The sequence below is a fragment of the Pedobacter heparinus DSM 2366 genome (assembly GCF_000023825.1).
GTDB classification, from domain to species: domain Bacteria; phylum Bacteroidota; class Bacteroidia; order Sphingobacteriales; family Sphingobacteriaceae; genus Pedobacter; species Pedobacter heparinus.
Map to the genome: position 1 here is coordinate 1,870,453 of NC_013061.1, position 18,306 is coordinate 1,888,758.

The following is an 18,306-nucleotide window of genomic DNA, read 5'->3' on the forward strand; positions in this document are numbered from 1 at the left end:
ATTTCTTTAATGATGTTGTCAATTCGAATCATATTTTGTTTGCTCTTCTTTTGGATCGGGCTTTCAGCCCAATCCAAAGAAGATTCTTTATTCATTAAAAATAATTATAGAAAAGAAGAAACGTATATTAAGATGCGTGATGGGAAGAAATTGTTTACGACCATCTATGCGCCGAAAGATCAGGAAAATTCCTATCCGATAATGCTTATGCGTACACCATATAGTTTGGCGCCATACGGTGTGCAAAATATGAAGGTGCCAATTGGTCCTAATATGGACTTTGCACGAGATGGTTTTATATTTGTTTACCAGGATGTAAGGGGGAAGTATAAATCTGAAGGCGATTTTATTGCCAACAGACCTGTAAATACTTCTAAAAAGAAAAAAGTGGCAGATGAGTCTACGGATACTTATGATACAATTGACTGGCTGATAAAAAATATTAAATCAAATAAGAAGGTTGGAATTTGGGGGATATCATCACCAGGGATGTATGCCTCTCTAGCCTTAATAAACAGTCATCCAAATTTAAAGGCTGTATCTCCACAAGCACCCGTAACAGATTGGTTTTTAGGTGATGACAGGCATCATAATGGTGCTTTGATGCTGATGGGTAGTTTTTCATTCCTGTCTTCCTTTGGTAAATTAAGAGACTCCATATCCACCAGGCATCCGGGTGGCTTTAGTGATTATGGTCATATGGATTCTTATAATTTTTACTTAAAAACCGGTGCTTTAAAGAATTTTAATGCGAAATATCTTCACAATAAAAGTGTGTTATGGAATGAGATGATGGACAATCCTGATTATAACGATTATTGGGAAGCAAGGAATTACCTGAAGCATATAAAAAAAATTGCACCAGCAGTATTGGTTGTTGGCGGATGGTTTGATCAGGAAGACCTTTATGGTCCTTTGAAAACTTACGCACATTTAGCCAGGTTGAAATCTTCTGGTTCAACACATCTTGTCATGGGCCCCTGGTTTCATGGTTCCTGGACCCGTGGCTTAGGAGACTCCTTGAACGACGTTAATTTTAGTCAAGCCACCGCGAAACAGTTTCGGGAAGATATGGAATTGCCGTTTTTCAAAAAGTATTTAAAAGGTACTCAAACGGATAATCTACCAGCAGCTAAGATATTTTTTACGGGAAGTAATCAGTGGGCCTCTTTTCAGCAATGGCCCTCTGCAGCTGTAAAGCCGCAATCCCTATACCTCAACCAGGGAAACAAGCTGTCATTTGATCGCCCGGATAGTAGCCAAATTACATTTGATGCTTATATAAGTGATCCTAATAAACCGGTTCCCTATACCAATGAAAAAACTGTTTTTAGAGGATATAAATATATGTTTGAGGACCAATATTTTGCAGCAAAAAGACCGGATGTATTAGTCTATGAGTCTGACGTTTTAACACAAGATGTTAAAATTGGCGGCAATTTACAAGCTGAACTTTATATATCGACAACAGGTACAGATGCAGATTTTATCGTTAAGTTAATCGACTTACACCCTTATAACAGTAAGTCTGCGATGGCAGACTATCAGCTTTTAGTTCGAGGGGAAGTAATGCGGGCAAAATTTAGGGATAGCTTTTCTAAACCTAAAGCCCTAAAACCAAATACAGTTACAAAGTTGCGTTTTGATATGCAGGATGCAGCTCATGTGTTTAAAAAAGGCCATAAGATAATGGTACAGATTCAAAGTACCTGGTTTCCACTCGTTGATCGCAATCCACAGCAATTTTTAAATATTAATGAGGCTAATGATAATGATTTCTTGAAACAGGAGCATCGAATTTATTTTAGCAAAGAATATCCTTCACAAATTATATTACCAATTATTAAATCAGATGAAAATTAGAATTCTAGTTTATTGCGTTATATTTTTTTGCTTTTTACAAGCACAAGCACAAGAGGAGTACGCCCGTTATGTTGTCAGGGAATTAACGTCTAAGCCATATCATGGAAGGGGATATGTTTTTGATGGTGATCGTAAAGCTGCCAATTTTATAAGAAAAGAATTTAAGAAATATCAAATTCAACCGCTCGGGGATGATTATTTTCAATATTACAATTTATCGGCGAATACATTTCCTACCGAACCAAAAGTAAGCATCAATGGTAAGGAATATCATCCGGCAATAAATTATTTAGTAGATGCAGCATCCCCGGCGATAGAGGGAACATTCGATATAGAAGTCTTGGAATTGAAGTCATCGGATAAACAAGCTGTTGAAGCCATACTTAACAATTCGAATTATGAAAATAAATTTTTATATATCGATGAAGATTTGGCTTTGAAGCATATGAAAGCCCCGCAGCTAAAAGAGGTTACAGATCAATTGAAAAAAGCAGGATTTCATAAAGGACTTATTTTAAATTCGCAGCAAAAATTGAAATGGAGATCATTAACTTATCAAAATGAAAAGGCAAGTATCAATACGCGGTCTTTATGGTTGGATCCAAAAGTTAAAAATGTTGCTCATGTTAAAATTGCCCCTAAATTAATTCCGCAATACCGGACCCAAAATGTATGCGGCTTTATCAAAGGGACAAGTTCTTCTGATTCTACGATTGTTGTTACTGCTCATTATGATCATATTGGTGCGATGGGTAAAAAAGTATATTTTCCAGGAGCAAATGACAATGCTAGTGGGACAGCTATGTTGATGTATTTAGCAAAGTATTATGCTACAAATGCGCCTAAATATAATGTTGTATTCTTAGCTTTTTCAGGAGAAGAAATTGGTTTATTGGGTTCTAAGCATTATGTGAGTAACCCTCTACTGGATTTAAGTAAGATCAAATTTCTGTTGAATTTAGATATGGCTGGAACTGGTGATGAAGGAGTTCAGGTGGTCAATGGAACAGAATTTAAACGGGAGTTTGATACATTGGTTAAGATGAATAAAGATAATGAGCTATTGCCTCAGGTATTGGTGAGGGGACCTATGAATCGTTCTGATCATTATCCGTTTTTTGAAAAATCAGTCCCTTGTTTCTTTTTTTATACACTTGGGGGCATTGATGCTTATCATGATGTTTACGACCGGTATGAAACACTGCCTTTTACAAGGTTTAATAGCTATGCCAGGTTGCTGATCCGATATATGGATCATTTTTAAAAAACCTTGTCAATCAGCTGTAATAGGGGTAAAAAAAAATGGTAAAGCTATGAACTTTACCATTTTTTAACACACAAATGAAACCTGAATTGAGATATAGTTTTAGGTTAGGTAAAAAATATCTTTGATCAATCCTATAAGAACGTTATTACAAACTTCTGTTTGTAACAAAAACATATAACAAGTTAATGTTAGTTTTTATAATGATTAATTTAAATTTAGTAAGTGGTATGGATAATTGAGTAAACGGTAAATTATCTTTTTAATGGGATGAGAATAGATACAAAAGTGCCCGAAATACCGTTTTGCTTAACATCAATCCGTATTGGATTTGGCTCAACTTGATTTAAAAGGTTAATGCGTTCCCGCGTAAGGCTCATGCCTTTGCTGATGTGATGACCTTTTTTACTTTTCATAGAATTGTCGATACCAATGCCATCGTCGATGATTTCAATCACCAGGTGATCTTCTCCTTTAAAAGCTATTCGTATGTCCAGTTTGCCACCATCTTCTTTGGGCATTAAGCCATGCCATATCGCATTTTCTATATAGGGTTGAAGGATCATAGAAGGAATTAATGTCTCTTCTTTATCAATTGTGTTTTGCAGGTATATGTGGTACTTAAACTTTTCACCGAGTCTTTTTTTCTCCAGACTAAGATAGAGCTCAAGGTATTCGAGCTCCTCGTACAGACTGATGAAGCTTTTTGTACAGATCTCCAGGTTCATCCTGATTAGCTTTGCAAAGCCGGTGAGTATCTTATTTGCTGAATTGCTATCCTTTGTGTTGATGTAATGCTGAATGGAATTCATTACATTAAAAACAAAATGAGGGTTCATCATCATCTGTAATGAGCGTAGTTCGAGCATTAATATCTTGTTTTTTAAAAGTAGTTGTTCCTGCTCCTTGTTTTTCTGAATTTTAGTAACCACCACTGCTATCTTGTAAATAACGCCAGCCAGCAAAAAAATGCCCGCCAAAACCAAAGTTGTTTCCCAAAAGTTTTTTTTTAATGAAAAATTAACTATTGCAGAAATATTCCTGTGGCCACTGTTTATTTTTTCCTGCAGTAAATTTGTAATCTGAGCATAGGTTCGGGAGCTGTTTGTCAACAACAGAATTACAAGGGTTAAAAACTTTCCTGTCAAGTTTAGCCGTTTATTTATCATGATCAAAACTGGTATACAATTTAACCTTTTCCACAAATTCACTGGCACGCCTCCTCGATACCGCTATTTTTTCCCCGTTTTTAAGGATCACTTCAAGACCATTCTTTGAATTGTATTCTTTCAGGTAATTGAGATTAACAATGCTCGATTTATGGATCCTTACAAACTGGTGGTCGGGCAGGATCTCTTCGTACTCCTTTAAAACTTTGGAAACGGTAATTTTATCCTTGTTGGCAAAATAAAAAACAGAATAATTGCTGTCTGCCGCGATGTGGATAATGTCATCAATGTTCACCAGCGAATAGCCCTGACCATTCGGGAGACTGATTTTTCGGATTTCGTTTCGCTCAGCCAGATTAACCGCCAGGCTCTGAAGGCTTTCATTGCGGTTATTCTCTTTTTTATTTAGTGCAATAAACCTTACTGCTTTAGCAACCGCAATTTTCAGTTCATCAATATCAATGGGCTTCAGTAAATAGTCAAGCGCATTGGCTTTAATGGCTTTAAGTGCATACTGGTCGTAAGCCGTAGTAAAAATGATGTGCGCATTATTCGATTGGGCATAAGGAATGAGTTCAAAGCCATTTTCACCAGGCATGGCTATATCCAGGAAGATGAGGTCTACAGCATGCTGGGTCAGCAAATTCCGGGCTTCAGCTACAGATTTTGCTATACCCGAAATATGTACCTCCCCACAATTTTCCTGTAATAGAAAATACAGAGAAGAACGGGCAAATTCTTCATCGTCTACAATAATTGTATTCAGCACGGTTCCAAATGTTAATATGGGTGAATTTATTAAAAAAATGCCATATCCCTATTTTTTTAATAAATAAAGCAGGTCAAGAAAACCAAGCGCTTTTTTCTTTCGTAAGTGGGATAAAGCCATTTACATTAAAATGACCTAAAACCTTAAAATTAAAACTACTATGAAAAATTTAGAACAAGAAAAGCTGGATATGGTTCTCGAGGAGAGCAGTATACTCACAGCCAGCCTGCAACGCCGTTCCTTTTTGAAATATGCTGGCGCGGGTGCTGCCGGAATTGCTTTAATCGCTGCAGGCTGTAAAAAAGACCGTGGCGGAAACCCAATGACAGGTACTATACTGGATTTTAAAGATGATTTTGGCGTATTGAATTATGCTTATGCTTTAGAACAACTGGAAGCTGCATTTTACGTGCAGGTGGCCTCCAATCCACCGTCTACATTTAGCGCTACAGAAAAAGCTTATTTCCAGGACATCCAGTTTCATGAAATTGCCCATAGGGAATTCTTTAAAAAAGCATTGGGCCCGGCTGCTATAGGTAGCCTGGAGGTCGATTTTTCAAGTATAAACTTTACTGACCGTGCAAGTGTGCTGGGTGCAGCAAAGGCTTTTGAAGATCTGGGAGTTGCAGCCTATAACGGTGCTGGGGTAAGGATTAAAACTGATACTTACCTGGTTTTAGCCGGACAGATCGTTTCCGTAGAGGCCCGTCATGCCGCTTATGTCAGGGATTTAATTTCCAACGGGAGCTTTGCAGACTTAAATGACCTTACTGCCCTGAATTCTAACCCGGCAGGTGGCCTGGATGGTGCATTAACACCAGATAAAGTGTTGGGTATTGCCGGCAAGTATATCAAAACTAAAATTAATGTAATCAATCTTTAACCTTAAAACCAGAAATCATGAATATCGTAAATATATTAGAAGAAATTGAAAAGGTTGACGGAGAGATCTATGAGCGTATAAACCCTAGAAGGGCCGCCATGAAAGATTTTTTCAATATGGGTAAAAAAATCTCATTGGCTGCCTTGCCTTTGGCAATGGGCTCCATGTTCCAGAAAGCCTATGGCCAAACTACGCCTGCTGCGGTAACAGATGTGCTAAACTTTGCTTTGGCACTGGAATACCTGGAATATCACTTTTATAACCATGCATTGGTGGCAGCACCAAACCTGGCCATTCCGGCAGGAGCGCCTAAAACGGCCATCACTACCATCCGCGATCATGAGTTGGCGCATGTTAATTTATTAAAAGGGGCGCTGGGTAGTGCTGCACGGGCAGAAATTACTTATGCCATGACCGATTTTACTGCGGGCGGAACCTTTCCCCTGGTTTATGACGATTATGTAACTTTCTTAAAAGTAGCATTGGGATTTGAAGATACAGGGGTAAGGGCCTATAAAGGACAGGCTCCGGCATTGAAGGGGAATGCGGTGCTGACTACTGCATTGCAGATCCATTCTGTAGAGGCCCGTCATGCTTCACATATCCGTCAGATGCTTGCTGCCAATGGTGCAACGGGTTTAAAACCATGGATCAGCTTAGGCCCGGGTGGTATCGCCAATGATACCGGTGTTTCGGCAGTTGATGCGGTTTATGTACGTGAAAATACAGATGTACAGGCAGGCATCACCATTACCGGTATTGCAAATGGGGTAACTAAAGCAGCTGCGGTTGAAAGTTTTGATGAATTCTTAACCAAAACTGAAGTGGTAGCCATTGCCAACCTGTTCCTGAGAACAGGATTTAAATTATAAGATTGGTTTGTTTATTTTAAGATGGGGAAGAGGGCGAAAGTCCTCTTCCTTTTTTTGTAAACTTAGTAATTGATCACCTGCTCTTCCAGGTGATCGGGCAGGTCGCGGTAGTTGTACTGCTGCCCCCTTAACTGTGGCTCAAATCCGGCTTCCCTGATCGCATCCTGTATGCCTTTTGCTGTAAAACGATGCGGGGCACCGGCAGCAGATACCACATTTTCTTCAATCATAATGGAACCAAAATCATTTGCCCCGGCATGCAGACAAAGTTCTGCCACATTTTTGCCCACTGTAAGCCAGGATGCCTGTATATTTTTGATGTTGGGCAGCATGATGCGGCTTAAAGCCAGCATCCTGATGTATTCATCGCCCGAAACATTGTTGCTGATACCCCTTAAACGTTTCAGCAAGGTACCATCATCCTGGAAAGGCCATGGAATAAAAGCCAGAAAACCCTTGGCATCAGCCGGTTTTTCACTTTGTACCTCCCTGATCCATACCAGGTGCTCAAAACGCTCTTCTATGGTTTCTACATGACCAAACATCATGGTTGCCGAAGTGGTAATGTGCAGCTGGTGCGCTGCCCGCATGACATCCAGCCATTCCTGACCCCCGCATTTTCCTTTAGAGATCAGCCTTCTCACCCTGTCGTTCAAAATTTCTGCACCGGCCCCGGGCAAAGAATCCATGCCAGCTGCTTTTAGGGCAGTTAAAACTTCAGTATGTGAAAGCCCTTCCAGCTTGGCTACATGCGCAATTTCGGGCGGACCAAGCGCATGCAGCTTCAGGTCGGGATACAATTCTTTCAGCTGTTTAAACAGGTCTGCATAGAATTTCAGGCCCAGCTCAGGGTGGTGGCCACCCTGTAAGAGCAGCTGGTCGCCGCCCAGCCTGAATGTCTCTTCTATTTTTTGCTTATAGGTTTCAATATCGGTAATATAACTTTCCTCGTGGCCCGGGCGCCTGAAGAAATTACAGAATTTACAGTTGGCAATACATACATTGGTGGTATTGACGTTCCTGTCTATCTGCCAGGTCACTTTTCCACTTGGTACCTGCTTTTTTCTCAATTCATTGGCCACATAAGCCAGTTCAGCTGTTGCTGCATGATGATATAAAAACACACCCTCTTCTTTGGTTAGAAAGTCGAAGTGCAAAGCCCTTTGTAATAATTCGGCAGTATTCATGTTACAAAATTAACTAAAATTGCCATAAGATCTTTTCTTTTTATTTCACATTATTATCACAATTCGCCACCTCATAATTCCTATCTTTGCCGCAATTATTTTTCAATTTATGGTAGATTTTAACCGTTTTACACTGGCCAACGGCCTTCGTGTACTGGTACATGAAGATGATACAACGCCCATGGCGGTGTTAAACATTTTATATGATGTAGGCGCCAGGGACGAAGAAGCCGGCAGAACAGGCTTTGCGCATTTGTTTGAACACCTCATGTTCGGGGGCTCGGTGAATATACCAAGTTACGATGAACCCCTACAGCGTGTAGGGGGCGAAAACAATGCCTTCACCAGCAACGACATCACCAATTATTACATTACGCTGCCGGCTGTAAACCTGGAAACGGCCTTCTGGCTGGAAAGCGACCGCATGCTAAGCCTGGCTTTTTCTGAAAAAAGTCTGGAAACCCAGCGCAATGTAGTTTGTGAGGAGTTTAAACAACGTTACCTGAACCAGCCCTATGGCGATGTATGGTTAAAATTGAGGCCGCTGGCCTACACTACACACCCTTATCGCTGGGCAACCATCGGGCAGGACCTGGCGCAAATTGAAAACGCTAAAATGGAAGATGTGAAAGCATTTTTCAAAAAACATTATAATCCCCAGAATGCCATTATGGTTGTAGGTGGAAATGTAAAAACTGAAGCGGTAAAAGCCCTGGCCGAAAAGTGGTTTGCTGCTATCCCGGCAGGAGAAAAATACCTGAGAAACCTGCCTGCAGAACCCGCCCAGACTGAAGAAAGAAAAGAAAGGCTTACTGCCGATGTACCTTTAAATGCCATTTATATGGCCTTTAAAATGCCTGCCAGAAAAGACCGTGACTACCAGGTATATGACCTCATGTCAGACGTGCTCTCACAAGGGCAGTCGTCCAGGTTATACAACAGCCTGCTCAAAGAGCAGCAGCTGTTCAGCGATATCCACGCTTACATTACCAGCAGCATAGACGAGGGTTTGTTTGTCATTGAAGGTAAGCTGGTTGAAGGGGTCAGCATGGATACTGCAGAAAACGCCATCTGGAAGGAACTGGACAAACTTACCGAAGAACCGGTTACCGACGAAGAGATCACTAAAGTGAAAAACAAGTCAGAATCTATTATGGTATTTGCCGAGATGAACCTGCTGGATAAGGCCATGAACCTCGCTTATTATGAGCTGCTCGGTGATGCAGCCGGCCTGAATACAGAGATCGACAAATATCTGGCAGTTAGTCCCCAGCGTATCCTGCAGGCTGCCAAAAAAACCTTTGTGAAAACACAATGTTCAACTTTATACTATTTAACTGTCAAAGATGCTTAACCGTACACTAGCCCCGGAATCAAAACAGGTTGATGAAATTAATTTTATTGAACCCTTAAAACAGCAGCTGGACAACGGTATACCGGTTTTTACCATCAATGCAGGTAAGCAGCAACTGGTGCGTATTGAATTTATATTTGAAAATGTAAACTGGGATGCCTCAAAGCCTTTGCAGGCTATAGGGGTAAGCCACCTCGTCAACAATGGTACGGCCAACCTTACAGCTAAAGAAATAGCCGATAAGGTCGATTATTATGGTGCCTTTTTGCAGACAGAATACGGGGCCGATCAAACCTGTGTGAAACTGTATACCCTCAATAAACACCTGGCTTCCGTATTGCCGATTGTCAGGTCTATCCTCAATGAAAGCATTTTTCCGGAACAGGAGCTGGGTATCTTTATCCAGAATCAGAAGCAATCCCTGCAGGTAAACCTTCAAAAGAACGATTTCCTGGCCAGGAAACATTTTGCCCATGCACTTTTTGGCGATAGCCCTTATGGTTCCAATATTGGACCGGCAGATTATGATGCCCTAAAAAGAGAAGAGCTGTTAAACTATTTTAAAGCAGCTTACAAACCACAGAACTGTACCATCTTTGTAGCCGGTAAGTTTGAACAAAGGGAATTTGATACCCTGAACAGCATTATGGGTAAGGATTGGGACAATAAAGCCGCCTCAGCAACCAACAAATTCAGTTTTACCCATAGCGCCAAAGGCGATATCCTGATCGAAAAACCTGAAGCCATACAGTCGGCCATCCGAATGGGGAGCCTGGCCATTACGCGCAGCCACCCCGATTTTGCCGGTTTCCAGGTATTAAATTGCCTGCTTGGTGGCTATTTTGGTTCCAGGTTAATGGCCAATATCCGCGAAGATAAAGGCTATACTTATGGGATTGGTTCTGCCGTGGCCTCTTTAAAAGATGCAGGTTATTTCTTTATCGCCACCGAAGTAGGGGTAGCCGTATGCAACAGTGCAATAGCCGAAATTGAAAAAGAGATCAATATTCTTAAAACAGAACTGGTTAGCGAAGATGAACTGGAACTGGTAAGAAATTACATGCTGGGTGCTATGCTGGGCAGCCTTGAAAATGCTTTTTCCCATGCCGATAAGTTTAAAAATGTGTATTTCTCAGGTCTGGATTACCGTTACTATGAAAAATATATAGCAACCGTAAAATCCATCACGCCGGCAGATCTCAATGAACTGGCAGGTAAATACCTCAATACCGATAGCTTCACTAAAGTAGTGGTAGGTAAAAAATAAAATATCCTGGCTATTCTATTTTAGCCAGGATACCTTTTTGTTTATCGGCCTGATAGATCTTTTTATGAAAGGCCACAAAGTCGTTATACTTTTCTGGTGGATAAGCCTTGCTGGTCATTGTTTTTGTACGGGTATAGACCAGGGTATTGTCTTTCGCCACTACCTTTGCCGTATACCTTCCGAATTCCGATTCGATCAGCACATCTTTAGGCATAAACTCTACCTTATACCCTTTAGGTATGGTATAAACGATCTCATCTTCATCATTAAAGCTGTAATCGATACTGAAAAAAGTTTTGCGGTCTTCCAGGGCTGTTACCGCTGTTTCCTGCCTGTTTAACAAATTTAAGGTCATAAATAACTTATCCCCGCCCTTAGTCAGCAGCTGTGTGCATTTTAAGCCTATCTGCTCATTCAATACCGCTGCATTTTTATCCGGTTGTGTATAACTGAGGGTCCCGATCTGCATGTTTGGAATGCTCAGTGAGTTCATGATCCTTTTTCGCTGCGCTGTGGGATCTATAAGCAGCATGGCCACATTGTCTTCGTACTGGGCATTCGCATACTGGGTTTCAATGCTCACCAATGCCGAACCTTCTTCATCCAGGTTTACTTTTGTACTGCGCTTCTGGTAGTTGCTGGCCGGATCGTACACTGGTGTCTGTACCAGTTTGCCCCCATTTTCAGTGATCAGCAATACGGTCCTGTTCGAATTGGAATTGCCTATAAAACCGGCTGGCATCAGCTGACTGGTACACTCCAGCCATACCGTATCTTTTTCAAGCGGCACACAAAGGATCATGTGGTTGGTCTGGTTCATGCTGGCATATTGTTTATTTATAGAAGGCATATCATTGCCAAGGATCACCAGGTCCGATTTGATCCCAGCCTCCTGCAGCATGGCCTTCATGTAGTTAGATAAGCCCTTGCAGTCGCCGTAATTTACAGCAGCTACTTTTTCGGCAGCAATGGGTTTGTAACCCCCTATACCCAGCTGCACCCCCACATATCTGGTATTTGATTGCAAATAATTATACAATATCCTGATTTTTTCTTTTGGGTCTTTGGCTGTTTTCAGCAGGCCCTGTATTTTCGTTTTTGCGCCTTCAGGAAGCACCTGCATACCGCTGCTCAGGTTAAAGAGCCAGGAACCCAGGCTGGCCCAGGTTTCTATGTTCGCTTTTGAATTGTCAAATTCAAATTGGTTTGGAGCAACAGAAACCCAAGGCATTACATTCTTTAAACCCATACTCATCGGTTCGTATTCCAGGGCAGGCACATTTTTACAGCTCCATTGGTACTGGATCTTATCCTTTATTTTTATTGAGTCGGTCTTTACATTTTTGCTTTTAAGGTATTTAAACGTCATTGTTTCAGGAATCCTGAAAATATAATTCGATTGCTCTACCGCGTAGCCCCAGTTACTTGCCGGGTACCAGGTCGGGTACGAACGGATACCACTATAATCTACCGTGTAACTGTATGCTATGGTATAGGGATAGTCGGTATACATAAAATCGAGATATTTTACCCTGTCGTCCTGGTACAGCGTTCCATCAGAAACCGCACTTCTGTCCTTAAAATCCGAACTTTTGTAATCCTTTATTTTGATTCCCTTGTCGTTATACAACGTAGCTTTCAGACTGGAAATACCTGAAAATTTATCATAAAATTCGTGCATGTTAGAGGCCGACTCCCCGTTCTTATTCAATATGGTTATGGCAGTTTTGTAAGTTAAAACCGCAGTTCCCGGATTTTTCACTTCATAAACCTGCTCTTCATTTCTGATCACAACAGAAGCATTTTTCAGCAGTTCAGCAGGAATTTTACTGACATCATAAATCTCCTGGGCATTTACCCTCGAAAGGGCAAGCAAGGAAACTATCAAAAGGAAAGGTTGTTTCATCATTAACTTTTCTTAAATACAATTTGTTCTGCCTGTTTTCTTACAATATTCTTAAAAAGCTCTTTTAAGTAGTGGTATTCTTCCGGCGTGAAGAATGCTTTTTTCAAGGATATTTTGCTGGTGATCATCAGCTTATTTTCTTCAGCAGCAAACATGAAAACAAAGGAAGCAGCATCATCCGGTAAAACTACTTTTTCATTTTTGGGCGATTTATCCAAATGGTATTCTTTTGGAAAATCGATTGTGATGCGGTAATTTTCTTCCTTAGGATAAGCAAAGTCGACCGGATAAATCCTTTCTTCCAGTTTAAAGGGATTTTCCTTTGTCCTTTCAAACAATAGCGGGGCAAAATAGGCCAGGTTTCCGGCTTCTTCCACATTGTCCTCAATGGTTACATCCATGCTTTCCACCAAAGGTTCGGCCAGGTTGGCCAGGTTCTGGATCTGATAGTTTTTTATACCAAGACCCGGTCTGTCGGTTTTATAATCTTTCAGAAAATCAGTCTCATTTGTCGCCGAACGGTATTTTCCCCTGCGGTTTAAAGCCTCATAATGGGTAGACGACAGATACAGTTTACCACTGAATTTGTTTTCTTTGTCCAGAGTCAGCATTAAATTGATGTTTGTCTTGCTCAGATTGGCCTCGTCCAGTGATATCCATGCAGCAGTGGCATCAGGCAGGTTTACTTTTAAGCCCTGATGGTTTAGGTTTTCATAGGCAATCATGTTCAGGGCGTGGTCTTTATCTGTGGCGTCCAAAAGGATCATTTTATCGCCAATTTCGGCCTGAACGATCACATTGTTAAAATCCGTAATCATTGGAAAACCAGGATGTGCCCCATTTTCCCTTGTACTCAGTAAAACCGGTGATGCTGTAATGTTTGCTTCATTTAAAAGTGTGAGCAGACAAAGGTTAATATCGGCCGAGTTACCGGTTTTCTTCTCAAATATGTTTTTTGGGCTGGTTTCCGAAGTATACAAGCGGTAATTACCGTCCCATTTAATGTTATTTTTTACATAGTTAAAAATGAGCTGTAATACCGTATCAGGCTGTGTTGCAGTTTTTACAATGTCCTTTAAAATGCTTTTGCTGTAACTTTTTTTATTTATAAAAGCCCCGAAGTTTTCTTCTGTTTTAAGTCCGGTAACAATTTTTGGCCAGGAAGAAGTAAATTCCCTGTAAACCTGTCCGGGTACTGTTACAGAGCTCAGTTCAAAACCTACTTTGCTCACATAATCTTCCATCGTAGTAATGAAATTCTCTTTCTTTAAACCCGGCACATTTTCAACCTGATAATGCAGTTTTAAGCATGAGGCATTCAGTGTTCCTGCGCTCGAACTAAAAGTTTCGTTCACATATTCCTGTTTGGGGTTTAAAAACAGGTACCCGCCAGATCTTATCTTGTATTTGTAATATTCCGGAATATTGACTTCGTACTCAGAATATAGGGTAGGGATGCTTCTCTGAAAATACCAGGGCTGCAGGTTAAAGATAAAATCGGATTTTGTTTTGTATTTATATTCAACAATAGATCCTTCTTTTACATTGGGCAGGGCAAACTTTTTAAGCGTAAAATTTTTATCCTGTTTTTCTGAGAATTTGGCATCTTTATTTATCTTGCTGATCACAATTTTATCACCTTCAAGGTTATATGTGGCCGCATCCATGTAGTCCAGCTTTTCTTCCGAAGAATTTTGTTTGTAAAACCTCAGTTCCAGGTTTCCGTAATCGTACCCGCTCTTATTGATGATCTTGTAACGGATATGTCTTTCAAAAACGAATGCAAAGTCACCGGTCTTAGGGCTGAGCTCAAAATATCCTCTCCCTACATCAAACAAGATCAGGGCTGCTGCAGCCGAATCCGCACCACTTCCTTTACTGTCAAATTCGGCGGGTTCTATTTTTCCATATTTGAAGGTTTTTGATTTGCTGACTACATTTTCCTGGGCATACGAGAACGATACCAGTAGCAATAGGCATAATACGAGTAGATTTTTCTTGCGCATAAGAGCGATAATTTGTTTTCACAATTATAATACATATCACAAGAAGAAAAAAATTTATTTACTTAATATTCAGTAAACTAACCACACCGTCCATAGTAGCCACCAAAACCGCATTTTTACGCAATACATTTACGGTGTTGATCATAGAGTTGTCTATTTTATGTGCCCATATAGTTTTGCGCTCCAGCGGATCAAAAGCATATACCACGCCATTTCGTGTACCGAAAAACACTTCTCCATCTTTTGCGATCAGCATAGAAGGTACATGCTCATAACCGAAGCCCATGTTTAATCTCCACAATATGCCCGGGTCCGTAGCCTGTGTTTTATAGGCCACCACCTCATCGTTCATGGTTTTGCCAAAAATCAGGGATCCATCTTCCGACAGGCCGATAGACTCTCTCACAGTAGCTTCTTTATTTCTCCAAAGTGTTGCTCCGCTGTTTGCATCAAGTGCAGTAAGTACCCTGTCGGGTGCCGCAAAATAAACAATGCCCTTATGGGCTACCGGTGTGCACATGGCCGGAGAGAACATGCGGTTGGCATTTCCATTGTTCCATTTCCACAACAGGTTGCCTGTATGTTGGTCCAGTGCATATAAGTGACGGCCCCAGGAACCAAAGATCACTTTACCTTCATACAACAAAGGTTTGCCTACAATAGTGCCCTCTACCTGGTTAAAGGCCCAGCGCTCTTTCCCCGTTTTCAGTTCAATTGCCCTGAAGTGGTTGTCGCTCCCGCCAATATAAACCAGGCCTTTATCAATCACCGGAGAACCCAGAACGGCAGCTTTGGTATCGAATTTCCAAAGCAGTTTGCCTGTATTGAGCTGCAGCGCATAAATGCTGCCATCGCCCGAACCCAGGACAACCAAATTGTCTGCTATGGCAGGCGAAGAATAAATGGCACCTTTTGTTTTATAAACCCATTTTTTGCTGCCATCTTTAATTGATAAAGCCTCTATCTCGCCTATGCTGTTGCCAAATATAACCAGCTCATTGCTGGCTGCAGGTGTCAATACCACATTGGCTGCTGCATGGTAGCTCCATACTTTTTTGACCTGCGGATAGGTCTTATTGATTTCATACGAGGGCCTTTCTATCTTTCCGGTACTGCTTGCGCTGAATTTGCCCAGTGCAATTTTTCTCCAGGGATGTTCAAGCATAAGACCGGGTTTTTTAACGGCGAACAGGACAGAATCTTTGCGCATGGTTACAATGTTATAACCACCAAGACTATCTTTTGCCCTTAAATTGGAGCGCCCCATGGTACCGGGTACACCTTCAAAATTAAGCGCCTGATTGGAATGGCCATGCCCGCAGATGGCATACTGTATATTGTATTTTTTTATCCTGTCGGTTGCTTCGTACCAGTTATCCAGACTATTGTCGACAGGGTAGTGGTTGATGAAAATAACCGGCATGGTAGCAGAAGTATTTTTTAACACTTTATCCAGCCAGATTACGGCATCCCTGGGGATATGGCCGTCAGACATCCTTACATAGGGCCCCGAAGCGCAGGCAATAAAACGATAACCGTTGTGGTCAAATGTAAACTTATCGTCGCCAAATTCCCTGATGAAATCCACACCACCCGATTCTGACCAACCCGTATCATGATTACCGGGTATAACGTAATAAGGCTTTTTTAATTCGCTTAAAATAGATTTTGCCAGTTTAAGTTCTAATTTGGTGCCCATTTCTGTAACATCGCCCGTAACCACTATAAAGTCAAGATCTGTTTGTTTATTGATGTCATTTACGGTTCTTCTCAGGTCTTCTTCGCCGGTAGCTGTACCCACATGGGTATCAGTTACAAAGGCATATTTAAAGGTCTGGGCATTGCTGTTGATAAAACAGCTGAATAGAATGGCAAAAGAAAGGAGCAGTTTCATGTTTCCGGTCAAATTTGTGTCGGCTCAATTTACAGCTTTTTGTTGAAACCAGAAATGCATGTTTATGGTTTTTAACTGTATTTTACCTGGAACCCATAGTTTTTAAACCATACTTAAATTTTTATAGAACGTTTTTAAATCTATATTAGGTCAAATCGACCTAGCAAGGTCCTAGCAAGGACCTAATAAGGACCTAAAAAGGTTCTTATAAAATATAGAGCAGTTATAGCACACAATTGCTTAAAATATCTGGCAACAGCTACCAAGGGTTGTTTCAATAATTAATCTGATTGTAATCTTTTACCCCATGCTGTCTTTATTTGCAAAACTATTGCGTATTCGCAATAATAATCGTATTTTTGCCCGGCAAATAGTAACTCTTAAATTATTTGCTATGCAACTCGATCCCAATAAATTTATAGCTGAAGGACTAACTTACGATGACGTATTATTAGTACCTGCCTACTCTGAAGTTCTGCCACGTGATGTGGATACCGGAAGTTTCCTGACCAAAAAAATACGTATTAATGTTCCTATAGTTTCTGCCGCAATGGATACAGTTACTGAAGCGGGCCTGGCCATTGCCATTGCCCAGGCCGGTGGTATTGGCATGTTGCATAAAAATATGAGCATTGAGCGCCAGGCAGAAGAAGTAAGAAAGGTAAAACGTTCGGAAAGCGGTATGATCCAGGATCCTGTTACCCTGAGTGCAAATGCCAGAGTTGCCGATGCTTTCCAGATCATGAAAGATTTTAAGATCGGTGGTATCCCCGTTATTGATGCAGATAATAAACTGGTGGGCATCATTACCAACAGGGACCTGCGGTTCCAGAAAGATATGCAGCGTAAGGTCTCGGAAGTAATGACCAGGGAAAACCTGATCACCGCACCGGAAGGGACTACACTTTTACAGGCCGAAGAGATCTTACAGGATTATAAAATTGAAAAACTCCCGGTTATTGATGCGCAGGGGCACCTGGCCGGACTGATTACTTTTAAAGATATTCAGAAATATAAAAATTACCCTAAAGCCTGTAAGGATGAACGTGGCCGTTTGCGTGTTGGCGCTGCGGTAGGTGTGGCGGCTGATAACATTGACCGCGTTGCGGCACTGGTACAGGCAGGAGTGGATGTGGTAACGGTTGATACTGCCCATGGCCACTCGAAAGGTGTCATTGATATGGTAAAGGCCATTAAAGAAAGATGGCCCGATCTGCAGGTCATTGCAGGTAATATTGCTACTGCAGATGCTGCGCTGGCATTGGCGGCTGCAGGTGCCGATGCGGTTAAAGTGGGCATTGGTCCGGGTTCTATCTGTACTACCCGTATCATCGCAGGTGTGGGTGTGCCTCAACTGTATGCTGTTTTTGAATGTGCCCAGGCTTTGATCGGGACAGGGATTCCGGTTATTGCTGATGGTGGTATTAAGCAGACCGGCGACATTGTGAAAGCCATTGCCGCTGGTGCCAGTGCAATCATGGCTGGTTCATTGTTTGCAGGTGTTGAAGAATCACCAGGTGAAACCATCATCTATGAAGGACGTAAATTTAAATCATACCGTGGTATGGGTTCGGTTGAGGCCATGTCACAAGGATCAAAAGACCGTTATTTTCAGGACGAGACCGATGTGGTGACCAAATTGGTACCGGAAGGGATTGTTGGCAGGGTACCTTATAAAGGAACATTGGCAGAAGTAATTTATCAATATGTAGGTGGCCTGAGGGCTGGAATGCACTATTGCGGTGCAGCTGCCATTGAAGATCTGCAAAAAGCCAAGTTTGTACGCATTACCGCTGCAGGAATGAGGGAAAGCCATCCGCATGATATTTCTATCACTAAAGAAGCGCCTAACTATTCGAGATAACAATACAA

Annotated in this window: 13 protein-coding genes; 7 read left to right on the forward strand and 6 right to left on the reverse strand. The window is 41.4% G+C overall.

The window, feature by feature from the left end; genetic code table 11:
• Positions 1 to 9: 9 nt before the first annotated feature.
• Both PHEP_RS07915 and PHEP_RS07920 read left to right on the forward strand, forming a co-directional pair.
• Positions 10 to 1,863, forward strand: coding sequence for a CocE/NonD family hydrolase (locus tag PHEP_RS07915; protein ID WP_015807410.1), 1,854 nt, complete (start codon positions 10 to 12; stop codon positions 1,861 to 1,863).
• Positions 1,853 to 3,127 carry a M28 family metallopeptidase gene (locus PHEP_RS07920; protein ID WP_015807411.1) on the forward strand — a complete coding sequence of 425 codons (1,275 nt, stop codon included), beginning with the start codon at positions 1,853 to 1,855 and terminating at the stop codon, positions 3,125 to 3,127. The genes PHEP_RS07915 and PHEP_RS07920 overlap by 11 nt, the downstream gene beginning before the upstream one ends.
• A gap of 254 nt (positions 3,128 to 3,381) precedes the next feature.
• Here the strand turns inward: PHEP_RS07920 and PHEP_RS07925 are convergent, their stop codons facing one another.
• Both PHEP_RS07925 and PHEP_RS07930 read right to left on the reverse strand, forming a co-directional pair.
• Positions 3,382 to 3,996 carry a histidine kinase gene (locus PHEP_RS07925; RefSeq protein ID WP_238326451.1) on the reverse strand — a complete coding sequence of 205 codons (615 nt, stop codon included), beginning with the start codon at positions 3,994 to 3,996 and terminating at the stop codon, positions 3,382 to 3,384.
• A 289-nt stretch (positions 3,997 to 4,285) separates the two neighbouring features.
• Positions 4,286 to 5,065, reverse strand: a complete 780-nt coding sequence (locus tag PHEP_RS07930; RefSeq protein WP_015807413.1) for a LytR/AlgR family response regulator transcription factor — start codon at positions 5,063 to 5,065, stop codon at positions 4,286 to 4,288.
• Positions 5,066 to 5,225: 160 nt separating this feature from the next.
• Between PHEP_RS07930 and PHEP_RS07935 the strand changes: the two genes are divergently transcribed.
• Positions 5,226 to 5,948, forward strand: coding sequence for a ferritin-like domain-containing protein (locus tag PHEP_RS07935; protein ID WP_015807414.1), 723 nt, complete (start codon positions 5,226 to 5,228; stop codon positions 5,946 to 5,948).
• Positions 5,949 to 5,965: 17 nt separating this feature from the next.
• On the forward strand, positions 5,966 to 6,820 hold the full coding sequence (locus PHEP_RS07940) for a ferritin-like domain-containing protein (protein ID WP_015807415.1): 855 nt from the start codon (positions 5,966 to 5,968) through the stop codon (positions 6,818 to 6,820).
• Between the two features lie 62 nt (positions 6,821 to 6,882).
• On the opposite strand, the gene mqnC is transcribed toward PHEP_RS07940, so the two are convergent.
• Entirely contained in the window at positions 6,883 to 8,007 is a 1,125-nt protein-coding gene (gene mqnC, locus PHEP_RS07945; protein ID WP_015807416.1) for a cyclic dehypoxanthinyl futalosine synthase, read from the reverse strand.
• 109 nt (positions 8,008 to 8,116) lie between these two features.
• Here mqnC and PHEP_RS07950 point away from each other — a divergent pair, with 109 nt between their 5' ends.
• Together PHEP_RS07950 and PHEP_RS07955 are read left to right on the forward strand one after the other, a co-directional pair.
• A complete protein-coding gene (locus PHEP_RS07950; RefSeq protein ID WP_015807417.1) occupies positions 8,117 to 9,361 on the forward strand; it encodes a M16 family metallopeptidase in 1,245 nt (414 codons plus the stop codon).
• Entirely contained in the window at positions 9,354 to 10,628 is a 1,275-nt protein-coding gene (locus tag PHEP_RS07955) for a M16 family metallopeptidase (protein WP_015807418.1), read from the forward strand. The genes PHEP_RS07950 and PHEP_RS07955 overlap by 8 nt, the downstream gene beginning before the upstream one ends.
• A gap of 10 nt (positions 10,629 to 10,638) precedes the next feature.
• Here the strand turns inward: PHEP_RS07955 and PHEP_RS07960 are convergent, their stop codons facing one another.
• Genes PHEP_RS07960 through PHEP_RS07970 form a run of 3 tightly spaced genes read right to left on the reverse strand, consistent with a single transcriptional unit; the run spans position 10,639 to position 16,434 of the window.
• Entirely contained in the window at positions 10,639 to 12,537 is a 1,899-nt protein-coding gene (locus PHEP_RS07960; RefSeq protein WP_015807419.1) for a DUF3857 domain-containing protein, read from the reverse strand.
• Positions 12,537 to 14,540, reverse strand: a complete 2,004-nt coding sequence (locus PHEP_RS07965) for a DUF3857 domain-containing protein (RefSeq protein ID WP_015807420.1) — start codon at positions 14,538 to 14,540, stop codon at positions 12,537 to 12,539. The genes PHEP_RS07960 and PHEP_RS07965 overlap by 1 nt, the downstream gene beginning before the upstream one ends.
• Positions 14,541 to 14,598: 58 nt before the next feature.
• Positions 14,599 to 16,434, reverse strand: a complete 1,836-nt coding sequence (locus PHEP_RS07970) for an outer membrane protein assembly factor BamB family protein (protein WP_015807421.1) — start codon at positions 16,432 to 16,434, stop codon at positions 14,599 to 14,601.
• Positions 16,435 to 16,828: 394 nt separating this feature from the next.
• Between PHEP_RS07970 and guaB the strand changes: the two genes are divergently transcribed.
• Positions 16,829 to 18,298 carry an IMP dehydrogenase gene (gene guaB, locus PHEP_RS07975; protein WP_015807422.1) on the forward strand — a complete coding sequence of 490 codons (1,470 nt, stop codon included), beginning with the start codon at positions 16,829 to 16,831 and terminating at the stop codon, positions 18,296 to 18,298.
• Positions 18,299 to 18,306: the final 8 nt, after the last annotated feature.